Genomic DNA, 13258 nt, shown 5'->3' on the forward strand with positions numbered 1-13258 from the left:
GTTTGTAAATTACTTCACGTTGTTTGTTCATTACATCATCATACTCTAACAAACGCTTACGAATACCAAAGTTGTTTTCTTCAACTTTTTTCTGTGCACGCTCGATAGATTTTGTAATCATAGAATGTTCGATCATATCACCATCTTTATGTCCCATACGGTCCATTAATTTAGCGATTCTTTCAGAACCAAATAAACGCATTAAGCTATCTTCTAAAGATACAAAGAATTGAGATGAACCTGGATCACCTTGACGACCTGCACGACCACGTAACTGACGGTCTACACGACGAGAATCATGACGTTCTGTACCTATAATTGCTAATCCACCGTACTCTTTAACTTCTTTTGTTAATTTGATATCGGTACCACGACCAGCCATGTTTGTTGCAATTGTTACAGCTCCTGGTTTACCAGCTTCTGTTACAATATCAGCTTCTTTTTTATGCAATTTCGCATTCAAAACGTTGTGTTTAATACCACGTAGATTTAATGCTTTTGATAATAATTCCGAAACCTCAACATTAGTTGTTCCAACTAAAACAGGACGTTTATCTTCTTGTGATAATTTTGTAATCTCTTCGATTACAGCTTTATATTTTTCACGATTTGTTTTGAAAACAACATCGTTTTTATCGTTACGTAAAATTGGACGGTTTGTAGGAATAGAAACTACATCTAATTTGTAGATTTCCCAAAACTCACCAGCTTCCGTTTCCGCTGTACCAGTCATACCACATAACTTGTTGTACATACGGAAGTAATTTTGTAAAGTAACTGTTGCAAACGTTTGTGTAGCTGCTTCAATTTTTACATTTTCTTTTGCTTCAATCGCTTGGTGTAAACCGTCAGAATAACGACGACCATCCATAATACGACCTGTAGATTCATCTACAATTTTTACTTCACCATCTACAACAACATATTCATTATCGTTTTCAAATAATGTATAAGCTTTTAATAATTGGTTTAATGTATGGATACGCTCAGATTTGATAGAAAATTCGCGGAAAAATTCTTCTTTCATTTGAAGAATTTCTTCATGGCTTTTTCCAGAATTTTCAATTGCACCAATATTTGTTGAAACATCTGGTAAAACGAAGAAATCATCGTCTTCCATTCCTTTAGACAAGTACTCAATTCCTTTATCTGTTAAATCTGATTGGTTTTGTTTTTCATCAATTGTGAAATATAAGTGTTCGTCCACTTTTGGCATTTCACGGTTATTATCTTGAATGAAATGTGCTTCTGTTTTTTGTAACTGAGCACGAATACCATCTTGTGATAAAAACTTAATTAATGGTTTGTATTTTGGTAAACCACGGAAAACTTGGTATAATTTGAAACCTCCTTCTTTTGTGTCCCCTTGTTTGAATAATGTTTTTGCTTCGTTTAATGTTTTTCCTAACAATTCACGTTGCATGTTATATAAACGATCAATTTTTGGTTTTAACACATCAAATTCATGACGATCTCCTTGTGGAACTGGACCAGAAATAATCAAAGGTGTACGAGCATCATCAATTAATACAGAATCGACCTCATCGACAATTGCATAATTTAATTCGCGTTGTACTAAAGCATCAGGCGTATTTGCCATATTGTCACGTAAATAATCGAAACCAAATTCGTTATTTGTACCGTAAACAATATCAGAAGCATAAGCTTCGCGACGTCCTGGTGAGTTTGGTTGGTGATTATCAATACAATCTACAGATAGTCCGTGAAACGAAAAGATAGGACGCATCCACGCCATATCACGTTTTGCTAAATAATCATTTACTGTTACTAAGTGTACACCACGACCTGTTAATGCATTTAAATACATTGGTAATGTTGCAACTAATGTTTTACCCTCACCTGTCTGCATTTCAGCAATACGACCTAAGTGAAGTGCAGAACCACCGATGAACTGTACGTCGTAATGAGACATATCCCAAGTTACTTGACGACCAGCAGCATCCCAAGAGTTTTGCCAAATTGCAGTTGTATCATTTTTTAATGAAACAAAATCATGACCACGGTTTACTAAAACTTTATCAAATTCAGAAGCCTCAACTTCTAAAGTTTCATTTTCTGTAAAACGTTTACCTGTTTCGCGCATTACAGCAAAAGCTTCTGGTAAAATTTCTAATAAAATCTTTTCCTCTACATCATATGCTTGTTTATTGATTTTATCAATTTGTGCATATAAATCTTCTTTTGCAGTAAAATCTTCAGTTTCTTCAACTTGTTTTTTCAAGTCTTCGATCTGTGTTTTAAAATCTTTTGTTGCGTCAGTTAATTTTGTTTTAAACTCGAAAGTTTTAGCTCTTAATTCATCAATTGATAATGAAGAAAGAGTTTGACCAGCTTCATTTGCTAAGTCAACATATTTTTGTAATTCTTTTACATCTTTAGCATTCTTATCACCTAAGAATCCTTGTAAAATTTTATTTAAAATGTTCATATTGTTTTGTCGTTCTTCGTCCAATTAGCAACTATATATTTAGGTGCTAAGTAGACACAAATATACGTTAACTATGTTATTTATAGGTTATAGAATTGAAAAAAGCCCCAATTTGGGCTTTTTAAAATTTAATATTCGTCCTCATTCCAAAGGAAATCGTCATCCGTTGGATAGTCAGCCCAAATTTCTTCAATACTTTCGTAAGAATCTCCTTCGTCCTCAATAGATTGTAAATTTTCTACCACCTCTAATGGTGCACCAGTACGAATTGCATAATCAATTAATTCATCTTTTGTCGCTGGCCAAGGCGCATCACTTAAATAAGATGCCAATTCTAAAGTCCAATACATAGTTTTATATTTTATATTATTAGTAGAGTAATTAAACTCAAGTCTATTCGTTTTTACAGTTTTTTGCAAATCAAAAAATTTGCCAAAGTCAAACTGTCAGTGTTTATGTTAAAATTAAATTTTTTCTTCTTTTAGATTTAATTATTTTTATCCCTAAATATAGAAAAATGGACACGAATATAACAAAATTATTTGCAATAAAATACCCAATTGTTCAAGGAGGTATGATTTGGAATAGTGGTTGGCGGTTAGCATCAGCAGTTAGTAACGCTGGAGGACTTGGTTTAATAGGGGCTGGAAGTATGTATCCAGATGTTTTAAGAGAGCATATACAAAAGTGTAAAGCTGCTACAAATCATCCTTTTGGCGTAAATGTACCGATGTTATATCCCAATATAGAAGAGATTATTCAAATTATTATTGAAGAGGAAGTTAAGATCGTTTTTACTTCGGCAGGTAATCCGAAAACTTGGACAGAAATTTTAAAAAAAGAAGGAATAACGGTTGCCCATGTTGTGAGTAGTGCAAAATTTGCATTAAAATCTCAGGATGCAGGAGTTGATGCTGTCGTGGCAGAAGGTTTTGAGGCAGGTGGACATAATGGCAGAGAAGAGACGACGACTTTATGTCTTATTCCAAATGTCAGGAAACATATTGACATTCCACTGATTGCTGCTGGTGGAATTGGAACAGGATCGCAAATTTTGGCAGCAATGGCACTTGGTGCAGATGGAGTACAAATAGGTTCTCGATTTGCTGCGACTCAAGAATCATCAGCAAATCAATCATTTAAAGATGTTATTGTAAATGCGCAAGAAGGTGATACGCAATTAACTTTAAAAGAGTTGGCACCTGTCAGATTAATTAAAAATGAGTTTTACAATCAAGTTCAAGAAAAATACACAAAAGGAACAACTGCAGAAGAATTAAAAGAACTTTTGGGTAGAGGACGTTCTAAGAAAGGAATGTTTGAAGGAGATTTGGTAAATGGAGAATTAGAAATAGGACAAGTTTCATCTTTAATAGATTCTATACCAACTGTTACAGAGGTTTTTGATGATTTGTTAGTTGATTATCAACGTGCAAAAGAAAATCTATTAAAAATATAATTCAGAATTTTTAGTTATTTTTACAAGGATGCGTTTGCATCCTTTTTTATTTCAATCGATTATGAAAACAATTATTTTATTTATCTTTTTAATTGGTGCAAATTTTAGTTTTGCTCAAAATAATTATCAAGAAAAAACAGAAAATGGCGCTATATTAAATTGGCAGAAATATGTAATAAATAATAACAAATGGGGCGAACATAAAGCTAAAAAAGGGATTTATACTCAAACTATTTTTACACAAAATGAAATTACTGGTTGGAAATGGCAGACGCCAGGAAAATCTTATGGCGTGCTTGGTTATCCGGAAATTTGGTATGGTGAAAGCGCTTGGAACAATTTGAATGATATAAAAGCAGATAATTATTTCAAAAATATAAATGAAATAAAAACTTTTACTGTTGATTATAAAACCACATTAAATGTAAATGATAAAAAATATAATTTAGCGTTTGATTTTTGGTTACACAATTCTCCTAAAGTCGCATTGCAAACCATTGGGATAGAAGTGATGATTTGGGAAGATTATAATAAATTTAAACCCTTTGGTAAAAAAATAGGCAGTGTTTTGACTTCTTTTGGACAATATGATATTTATAAAGGTCATTTGATCAAAAAAGAATTAAATACAAGTTGGGATTACATTGCTTTTGTTCGACATGAAAAAAGAACAACTGGAAAAGTAAATGTAATAGAATTTGTAAATGAAATGAAGAAACGAAATTTTATAGGTCAAAATATTTATTTATCATCATTTGAGTTTGGAACAGAAGTTTTGACATCAACTGGAGATATTACAATTCATCAATACAATTTAGAGATTAACTAAAAAAAGCTGTCAAAATTTTGACAGCTTTTTCATTTATAATCTTCCTTGATCTTTTAATTTCCAATAACGTAAAAGTCCATTTACAGACATCCACGTAGGATTTGCGTATTCATAAACCTGAATTTGATCTTCTGTCAAACCTTTATCTTTGTAAGACTTTGTAATAAAATCTACAAAAACAGGAACAATTTGCTCCGCTGGAATTTGATCATCATACATTGGTTTCATGTAATTTGACCATTCATCTAATACTTTTTCTAATTGATCAAAATGTTCGTCTACATTTTCATGATAACCATAATGTGTCGGATAAATACCTTTTGCTTTAAGCTTTCTCAATTTAGCAATAGACTCTTTCCACAATTCAATATTAATATCTGGAGGAGGACAAGGTGGAACAACTGGACCATTTTCTATTTTTACACCTGCAACATCACCAGTAAAAATAACATCGTCTAGCAGATACGCATTATGATGAACAGCGTGTCCTGGCGTATAAATAGTTTGAAAAACTGCATCGCCAAACTCTACACTTTGTCCATCTGCCAATCCAACTAAAAACTCTTCGTCAATAGGTTTCATTTCGCCCCATAAAGTTTCCATTTGGTCGCCATAAATTTGCTTTGCAGAATCCCATAATTTCTCAGGGTTTTTAAGATGTGGTAAACCAATCGGATTCACAAAAACTGTTGCGCCGTGCTCTGTAAACTTCCATGCAGCCCCAGCATGATCGAAATGTATGTGTGTTATTAATATATTTTCGATATCAATAACGCGCCAACCTAAAGCTTCGATACCAGCTTTCAAATTATCAAAAGTTGAGTAAGGTCCTGGATCAACCAAAATTGGACCTTGTTCTGTTTCGATTAAATAAGTTGCGATAGCTTCATTTTCGTGTTGAAAATTCAAATCTATGGTATGAATTTTAGGCATAATTATAAAATTTCTTCAATTGTATATGAAATTCCATTAAATTCAACTTTGTCACCTTCTCGTTTACCTACAAGTGCACTAAAAATAGGAGCTTCTGTACTTATTCCTACAAATTTTTTATTTTCCCATTCAAAATCTTTAAAAGATAAACCAATTACAAAATTTAATTTATCTGTCAACACTACATTTCCTTCTGTGATTTCGTCTACCAATTCTGGGCGTAATTCTTTGAAATTTTCAAGATCATTAATTGCTTTATTAATTCTATTTTGCAAATTTATTGCAGAATCATTCGAACTATTTTGTTGTGCAAAATCATCTAATTCTAAGGTAGATTCTTCATCTAAATCAGCTCCTTCTAAAAATATTTTTTGAGAAGCTGTTAAAGCTTCAATTTCTTCACTTTTCAGTTGGATTAAATGTTGAATAACCTCTCTTCTGGTGTGTCTTTTACTCATTTTTATAGTTTTATGTTGATATAAACTTACAAAAACTAAAAAACTCTTGAAAATAAATTCAAGAGTTTTTTAGTTAAATAATTTCCTAAATTATCATAAATAATGATAAAATATGGTTGAAAAGATTATTTCAAATAATCTAGAATTTCATCTTCAAGCTCAAATTTTGTAATAGCTTGTCCATGAAATGATTTTTTTTCTCCTTTGTTGTAAATGATTGTTACAGGAATATTTCCTCCCCATGATGCGTCAAAAGAAGGAATCCATTCATTCATTCGTTTTGTGTCATCTAACAGAACAACTTCTGCATTCATATTATTGTCAGAAATAAATTTTTTCACTTTATCTATTAATTTTGGTCGATCTAATGATACAAAAAGCATTTTGAAATTTGGATTATCTTTATACTTATTATTGATTTCCATAAAAGCTGGAATTTCTTCTACACATGGTGCGCACCAAGTTGCCCAGAAATTAACTACAACTACTTGATCCTTGTAACTTGCAATTTTTTCGTGCAAAGCTTCATATTTTATTGCTTCTACATTTTGTGCATTTACTGTAGAAAAAGTAAGCAAACCAATCAATCCTAAGAATGAAATTATTTTCATTAAAATTATTTTTTATTATTCTTCAAAGTTAATAGAACAAGAATCAAACCAAGCTATTTTAATCTAAATTTTGTTGGTTAGAAGAATTAAACCGATTTTTGTAAAAAATTAATCAATTTGTTTTCAAAAGAAGATGCTTATCGCATAAAAAAAGAATTTTGGATTTCGTACGGAACGTATATGAAATTGCAAATGAATGCCGAAGGAACTCGTATTAACTGGATAAACTATAAAACGGATGTAAAAGGTGTCTATTTCAGAACGGATGTAGAACGTAAGTTTGCAGAAGTTTCTATAGAGGTTTCGCATCCAGATCCATCTGTACAATTGATGATTTTTGAACAATTTGAAGAATATGAAATCGTTTTGAAAAGCTATTTGGGCGAAGATTGGGTATGGACGAAAGAAGATTATGATGAAAAAGGTAAACAAATTGCAACCATCAAAATACGATTAGAAAATGTAAGTATTTTCCGTGAATCGGATTGGGCACAAATGATTCCTTTTTTGAAAAATCATATGATAAACTTGGATAGTTTTTGGTGTGATCACAAAGAAAGTTTTGAAATTTTTAAAGAATTATAAAATCAAAAGAAGCTCTATTGAGCTTCTTTTTTTAGTTAAATATTATTCTATCACACAAGTAAAATTATTAATTGCTAATAATTCGTTTGCTTCTTCTAAGACTTCGTTTAATTTTTCTTGCGATAAATTCAAAGAATCTAAAATTTTTGCATTATCCTGTAAATCTTTCACCAAAATACATTCTTTGGATAGCAGTATTTTTTCTTGTTCATCTGTTAATGTCGTCAAACATGTAATTGGATAAAGCGCAGCGCTGTCGACCAAATGTTTGATACTTAGTTTTTCTGGGTAATCCCATGAGATTAATCCAATTCCGTAATAATTTGCAAAATCTATACTATCAGTTGTCAAGTAGGCATTTGTTACTAAGAATCCTTTTGTAGGTTTCATATCTTGTCCAAAAAAATGATAAGTATGTTGCTCAACATCTTTCATACGAGATAAGAAATACATAGGAGTTGTAACGCTAATTTTTGCTTCTTCATCGTTTCTGAATTTACACTCGCAAAATAACAATTGATCGCCTTTTGCTGCAACCACATCAATTTCGTGTGTTACTGAATTTCCTTGAACAGTTTCTGAATGAATTGTTTCATAACCCGCAGCTTGCATGACGCGTGAAAACCATTTTTCGAAATAATAACCTTCTGGACCTAAATCTCTCAAGGCACGCTTCAAACTATAACGTGCGGCATAAGAACTACGGTAATTTTTAAGATATTGAAAGGCTTTTTTGTATAATTCTCTGGTTGTAATTCCGTCAAATAAATCTTTAGAAACTTGTTCAAAAACTTCTTCTACTTCCTCTTTTTTAGCACCAGATTTTGTTAAAGATCGTTTTAATGATTTTGGATTATATGGAATTAATTCTCCTGAATTCTTTTTTACTAACATTTTAGGTTGATTTTTTATTCTAAACGAATTTAAATAATTCTGAACAGAAAACCTCATCACAACTAATTCTAAATAAAAGTTATCTTTGCAAAAGTTTAAAATCAACACATGAAATTAGAAACATTTTTACAAGAAAGAAGCGGTAATCAGTGCGAGTTAACTGGTGTTACAGAAGATTTAGTAATTTACGAAGTTAATCCTGATGCAAGTAGTAATCCTGATCGTAATGTATTGATTACTAAAAAATGTGTGAATCAAATCGAGAAAAAAGAAGAATTAGATGCTAATTTTTGGGAATCGTTTTTATTAACTTCTATGTGGAGCGAAATTCCTGCAATCCAAGTGCTTTCTTGGCGAATGTTGAATCGTTTTCGTAACGAATCTTGGGCAGCAGATGCTTTGGATATGATGTATTTGGATGATGATAATTTGGAGTGGGCAAAAGCTTCTGGCGACCACGAAGGCGACGGAAGTGTAGATTTGCACAAAGATAGTAACGGAAATGTTTTGATAAATGGAGATACTGTTACATTAATCAAAGATTTGGATGTAAAAGGTTCTACCATCAATGCAAAAATTGGTACAGCAGTAAGAAATATCCGTTTGGTACACGATAATACCGATCAAATTGAAGGAAAAGTTGACGGACAATTAATCGTTATTTTAACGAAGTTTGTGAAGAAATAATATTAAAAAAATCCACTCTTCGAGTGGATTTTTTTGTTAATTCTTTGAATCATTATATCTTTTTAGAATATCTAATAAATCGATATTATCCATTCTTTGGTTTTCAATAACCTTTAATAATTCAGGATTATCTGCAATAGCTTTGCTTAATTGATTTTTACGATGATTAAATAATCCTAATTGAAAAACCTCTCCAGCTTCGTTTACCAAATAATCATGGTAACTGATTGAGCCATCCATCATATGTTGAGAAATCCTTTGATACCATTTAATTTTACCATCATAAACCAAAACCTTTAGTTGATTGCCATCATTTACATAATTTACCTTATTGTCAAACAAATTTGTAAATGATAACGATTTTATTTCTTTTGCTTTTATTTTTGCTTTCTTCTTTTCATTCTCATCAACTAAAATTGCTTTTTTATAAAAGCTTGCGTCATTAATTAATTTTTTATTGAAAAGATTGACAATTACCATCATTTTAGAATGAATTGTATCATTATTTGTTTTTACTAACACAACATCTACATATCTTCTTTGAGAAAAAGTAAAAGTTGATAGTATAAAAAATAACAATGTAAATAATTTATATGTTTTCATATTAATGTGTTTTTCTATTTTTCTATGTCTTTCAAGCTTTCCATTTTTTTGGTTGCTAAGAAACCTTTGATGTCTTCAAAATGTTCTTTGACGCGTTTGTTACCAAATTCGAAAACTTTTTTGGCTAAACCATCTAAGAAATCACGATCGTGAGAAACTAAAATTACCGTTCCTTCAAAATCATTTAGCGCATCTTTTATAATATCTTTCGTTTTCATGTCAAGATGATTTGTTGGCTCATCTAAAATTAATACATTGTACGGTTCTAATAATAATTTTACCATCGCCAAACGTGTTTTTTCTCCACCAGAAAGCACTTTTACTTTTTTATCAATATCATCACCTTTGAACATAAATGCACCCAAAATGCTTTTTATTTGCGTTCTGATATCACCTTCTGCAATACGATCTACAGTTTCGTAAATTGTTAAATCTTCGTCCAATAAAGAAGCTTGATTTTGAGCAAAATATCCGATTTGTGCATTATGACCGATTTCTAATTTACCATCAAAATCGATTTCATTCATAATGGCTTTAATCATTGTCGATTTTCCTTCGCCATTTTTACCAACCAAGGCAACTTTCTGTCCACGTTCTATCACCATATTTGCATCTTTAAATACAGTATGGTCGCCATAAATTTTAGAAAGATTTTCTACAATAACTGGATATTGACCTGCACGAGCTGCAGTAGGAAATTTCAGTTTCAAAGCTGACGTATCTACCTCATCAACTTCTATTATTTCTAATTTTTCTAACATACGAACGCGCGATTGTACTTGCTCGGTTTTAGAAAAAGTTCCTCGGAAACGTTCTATAAAAGTTTTATTATCTGCAATAAATTTTTGTTGTTCATCGTATGCTTTTTGCTGATGAATTCTTCTGTCTTCACGTAAAACTAAATAATCAGAATATTTGGCTTTGTAATCATAAATTCGTCCAGCTGTTACCTCAATTGTACGATTGGTAATATTGTCGACAAACGTGCGATCATGGGATATTACCATCACAGCTTTTGCTTGATTTTTTAAGAAATCCTCTAACCATTGAATTGATTCTATATCCAAATGATTGGTTGGCTCATCTAACAAAATTAAATCTGGCTTGCGTAAAAGAATTTTTGCCAATTCGATTCGCATTCTCCAACCTCCAGAAAATTCTGATGTAGAACGATCTAAATCTTCTTGAGAAAATCCAATTCCTTTCAACACTTTTTCTACTTCGGCTTCGTAATTGACTTCTTCTATCGAATAAAATTTTTCGCTAACTTCGGATACACGTTCTATCAATTTCATGTATTCGTCGCTCTCGTAATCAGTTCTTACAGTTAATTGATCGTTAATTTCATCAATTTCATTTTTCATTGATAAATATTCTGCAAAAGCTTTTGAAGTTTCTTCGCGAACAGTGCAATTATCTTCTGTCAATAAATGTTGTGGAAGATAGGCTATAACTGCATCTTTTGGAGCGGAGATATTACCTAAAGATGGTTTATTAAGTCCTGCAACAATTTTAAGCAAAGTAGATTTTCCTGCACCATTTTTACCCATTAAGGCAATTTTGTCGTTTTCGTTTATTACAAAACTAACTCCACTAAATAAAGTTGTAGAACCAAACTGAACGGCTATATCATTAACTGTAATCATAAATTTTTTCGAAATAATTGCAGCAAAGATAATTGTTTTCGATAGATGATAAACTGATTTTATTGGAGATAAAATAATAAAGAAAAGCCCATCAAATGATGAGCTTTTGCTTTTATATTAAAATTTAATTAAATTTTAGTTTTTAATTAATTTTTTAGTAATTGTACCATTCTCAGTATTGAATTTTAATATGTACACACCTTTAGGTAAATTATTAGTTGTTAAACTACCTTTTTGCCCATCGTACTTAACTGTTTGTGTAGAAACTACTTTTCCAGTTAAATCAACAATCTCTACTTTTATGTCATTTTTGATTGTTTTGTCTACAATATAAACCACATCTTTTGTTGGATTTGGATAAATTTGGAATGTTGAAGATTTTAATTCGCTTGTAGCTAAAGAACAATCTAAAACATCTACTGGAGGCATGTCAAATGCTTCTGTACCATCTGTTCTACTATTCGAAAGTCCTTGTTTTGCACTATAACCTAAACCTCTGTTTGAGAAAGCAGTCCAAATATCACATTTGTTATTTCCTTCGTTTAATTGTTCGTCAGCTTTAAGAATTGCATCACGACCGTCAACAAAACCAGGAGAACATGGTTGTAATTTAAGACCAGTCATTACTAATTGTAATGCAATATTGTTACCTGCTTTACCATTGTATAAATCTGGAGAGAAACCATATTTATTCACCATTTTCCAGTTTAAATCCCATAGCATAGAAGCCCAAACATATCCTGTATTGTGTGGAGAATCTTGATTTCCATAAGTTTTTAAGAAGCCATATTTAGCAGGATTTACAGTCATATCTGTAGAGTAAGCAGTAGGACGAATTCCTGGTCCATCTATTGGTTGATTTGTAGCAAATGTACCAATACCTCTTTTAGTTGTTGGTTTATCAGTAGGAAGTTGAGTAATCATTAATCCAAAGAAATCTGACCAACCTTCTCCCATTTGTTCTAGATTGTTTAGACAGTTTGCATTTGATATAGGACCTGTTAAACGATTAGAGATTCCGTGTCCATATTCGTGTGCAATGATTCCGTTGTCTAAACTACCGTCAATGTAAGATGCTTCTCCTTTAACTAAAGATCCATTAACGGTTACTTTATTTTTTAATTCATTTATAATTAAATCACCATCAGCTTTACTAATTGCGATTGCCGGAATTGTAATTGTAGTATCGTCACCAGACATGTTAATCATTCCGTCTACGTTATTTACAATAATAGCTCCTTTGGCACCTGCATTTTGTGCATTTTTTACTTTTATACTAAAAGAACAGTCTCCACGATAGATAACCGCAATTTTATCTGTAATTTCTGTTGTGTTTGTAAATGTACCACAACCATCGTATGGTGTTCCTGAAGTTTCATTTTTTAACATTAAAACAAAATCCTTTGTCAAAGGAGTCGAAGTTAATGTACCTCCCCAAGTAGCTATTGTAGCTTGATAGCTATTTGCAATAGAAGAAGGATTATTTACTATAAGTGGCTCTGGATTTTTATTCCATAAAAACATAGCCATACGTGGAGATCTACCATCAGCAGGTGTTGCAAAAGTTGCATTATTAACTGATCCAAGTGATAATCCTGTTTGAGCTAGAGCAACAACATCATCTTTGCCTGTACCACCTTTTGCGTAATTATCTTTTTGAAAATTTCCATTAGCTTCTGTAAAACCATAATTATAGAAGATATCATGCATCATATTGTTCATGTAGAACAAGTTTGTTGTTGCAGCTTCCCAACTTGTGTAAGGATGACTAGATAGGCTTATAGGAAAGTCAAAATTTAAGGCGCTTCCTCCATCTGCATAATCTGTATCTTTAAGAGTCACGGTATTTGAACTCGAATTATAAGATTGAAATCCTTTTGATTCGTGATCACGAGTTGTTCTTGTATTATTACCTTCAGTTCTTGTTTTTACTGTACCTTCAGCTGTATTGTGCCAGCCATTTGGAGATGCAGTTGTGTTAGATGTAGAAATGTCTGTTATTACTCTTCCACCACGATTAGGAGCTTCTAAAGGTAATTTGTATACATTGTATTGTGGAGATGCAGTATTTACAGTGTTATCATATAACCAATTCCAATCTGCT

13 protein-coding genes are annotated in these 13258 nt (G+C 31.7%); 4 read left to right on the plus strand and 9 right to left on the minus strand.

What is annotated here, in order from left to right; translation table 11 throughout:
- Both secA and RSC72_RS15260 read right to left on the minus strand, forming a co-directional pair.
- Positions 1 to 2449, minus strand: a 2449-nt coding sequence (gene secA, locus RSC72_RS15255) for a preprotein translocase subunit SecA (protein ID WP_332578642.1), incomplete at its 3' end; no start/stop codon positions are given.
- A gap of 128 nt (positions 2450 to 2577) precedes the next feature.
- Positions 2578 to 2799, minus strand: a complete 222-nt coding sequence (locus RSC72_RS15260; RefSeq protein ID WP_019976296.1) for a DUF2795 domain-containing protein — start codon at positions 2797 to 2799, stop codon at positions 2578 to 2580.
- Between the two features lie 167 nt (positions 2800 to 2966).
- On the opposite strand from RSC72_RS15260, the gene RSC72_RS15265 reads away from it, so the two are divergent.
- Positions 2967 to 3908: an NAD(P)H-dependent flavin oxidoreductase gene (locus RSC72_RS15265; protein ID WP_332546009.1), complete on the plus strand. Its 942-nt coding sequence runs from the start codon at positions 2967 to 2969 to the stop codon at positions 3906 to 3908.
- Between the two features lie 61 nt (positions 3909 to 3969).
- Positions 3970 to 4737, plus strand: coding sequence for a GH12 family glycosyl hydrolase domain-containing protein (locus tag RSC72_RS15270; RefSeq protein WP_332546010.1), 768 nt, complete (start codon positions 3970 to 3972; stop codon positions 4735 to 4737).
- Between the two features lie 33 nt (positions 4738 to 4770).
- On the opposite strand, the gene RSC72_RS15275 is transcribed toward RSC72_RS15270, so the two are convergent.
- The 3 genes from RSC72_RS15275 to RSC72_RS15285 all read right to left on the minus strand — a co-directional run bounded on the left by RSC72_RS15275 (position 4771) and on the right by RSC72_RS15285 (position 6739).
- Positions 4771 to 5670, minus strand: a complete 900-nt coding sequence (locus RSC72_RS15275; RefSeq protein ID WP_332546011.1) for an MBL fold metallo-hydrolase — start codon at positions 5668 to 5670, stop codon at positions 4771 to 4773.
- A 2-nt stretch (positions 5671 to 5672) separates the two neighbouring features.
- Positions 5673 to 6128: a hypothetical protein gene (locus tag RSC72_RS15280; RefSeq protein WP_332546012.1), complete on the minus strand. Its 456-nt coding sequence runs from the start codon at positions 6126 to 6128 to the stop codon at positions 5673 to 5675.
- A 125-nt stretch (positions 6129 to 6253) separates the two neighbouring features.
- Entirely contained in the window at positions 6254 to 6739 is a 486-nt protein-coding gene (locus RSC72_RS15285; RefSeq protein ID WP_332546014.1) for a TlpA family protein disulfide reductase, read from the minus strand.
- 117 nt (positions 6740 to 6856) lie between these two features.
- On the opposite strand from RSC72_RS15285, the gene RSC72_RS15290 reads away from it, so the two are divergent.
- Positions 6857 to 7324: a DUF4268 domain-containing protein gene (locus tag RSC72_RS15290; protein ID WP_332546015.1), complete on the plus strand. Its 468-nt coding sequence runs from the start codon at positions 6857 to 6859 to the stop codon at positions 7322 to 7324.
- 42 nt (positions 7325 to 7366) lie between these two features.
- Here the strand turns inward: RSC72_RS15290 and RSC72_RS15295 are convergent, their stop codons facing one another.
- A complete protein-coding gene (locus RSC72_RS15295; protein ID WP_332546016.1) occupies positions 7367 to 8218 on the minus strand; it encodes an ATP cone domain-containing protein in 852 nt (283 codons plus the stop codon).
- 108 nt (positions 8219 to 8326) lie between these two features.
- On the opposite strand from RSC72_RS15295, the gene RSC72_RS15300 reads away from it, so the two are divergent.
- Entirely contained in the window at positions 8327 to 8905 is a 579-nt protein-coding gene (locus RSC72_RS15300) for a PhnA domain-containing protein (protein WP_332566313.1), read from the plus strand.
- 36 nt (positions 8906 to 8941) lie between these two features.
- Here RSC72_RS15300 and RSC72_RS15305 read toward each other — a convergent pair whose 3' ends face one another.
- The 3 genes from RSC72_RS15305 to RSC72_RS15315 all read right to left on the minus strand — a co-directional run.
- Entirely contained in the window at positions 8942 to 9508 is a 567-nt protein-coding gene (locus tag RSC72_RS15305) for a hypothetical protein (RefSeq protein WP_332546020.1), read from the minus strand.
- 14 nt (positions 9509 to 9522) lie between these two features.
- Complete coding sequence (locus RSC72_RS15310; protein WP_332546022.1) at positions 9523 to 11154, minus strand: ABC-F family ATP-binding cassette domain-containing protein; 1632 nt, start codon at positions 11152 to 11154, stop codon at positions 9523 to 9525.
- A 135-nt stretch (positions 11155 to 11289) separates the two neighbouring features.
- Positions 11290 to 13258 (minus strand): M36 family metallopeptidase (locus RSC72_RS15315; RefSeq protein WP_332578643.1); only part of this gene is annotated, 1969 nt, incomplete at its 5' end.

Source organism: Algoriella sp. (assembly GCF_036647415.1).
Lineage (GTDB): Bacteria > Bacteroidota > Bacteroidia > Flavobacteriales > Weeksellaceae > Empedobacter.

What these genes read in the sequence shown, in the direction of transcription:
- RSC72_RS15260 (WP_019976296.1), bottom strand. Translation starts at nt 2,799, where the DNA reads ATGTATTGGACTTTAGAATTGGCATCTTATTTAAGTGATGCGCCTTGG.
- RSC72_RS15265 (WP_332546009.1), top strand. Translation starts at nt 2,967, where the DNA reads ATGGACACGAATATAACAAAATTATTTGCAATAAAATACCCAATTGTT.
- RSC72_RS15270 (WP_332546010.1), top strand. Translation starts at nt 3,970, where the DNA reads ATGAAAACAATTATTTTATTTATCTTTTTAATTGGTGCAAATTTTAGT.
- RSC72_RS15275 (WP_332546011.1), bottom strand. Translation starts at nt 5,670, where the DNA reads ATGCCTAAAATTCATACCATAGATTTGAATTTTCAACACGAAAATGAA.
- RSC72_RS15280 (WP_332546012.1), bottom strand. Translation starts at nt 6,128, where the DNA reads ATGAGTAAAAGACACACCAGAAGAGAGGTTATTCAACATTTAATCCAA.
- RSC72_RS15285 (WP_332546014.1), bottom strand. Translation starts at nt 6,739, where the DNA reads ATGAAAATAATTTCATTCTTAGGATTGATTGGTTTGCTTACTTTTTCT.
- RSC72_RS15295 (WP_332546016.1), bottom strand. Translation starts at nt 8,218, where the DNA reads ATGTTAGTAAAAAAGAATTCAGGAGAATTAATTCCATATAATCCAAAA.
- RSC72_RS15300 (WP_332566313.1), top strand. Translation starts at nt 8,327, where the DNA reads ATGAAATTAGAAACATTTTTACAAGAAAGAAGCGGTAATCAGTGCGAG.
- RSC72_RS15305 (WP_332546020.1), bottom strand. Translation starts at nt 9,508, where the DNA reads ATGAAAACATATAAATTATTTACATTGTTATTTTTTATACTATCAACT.
- RSC72_RS15310 (WP_332546022.1), bottom strand. Translation starts at nt 11,154, where the DNA reads ATGATTACAGTTAATGATATAGCCGTTCAGTTTGGTTCTACAACTTTA.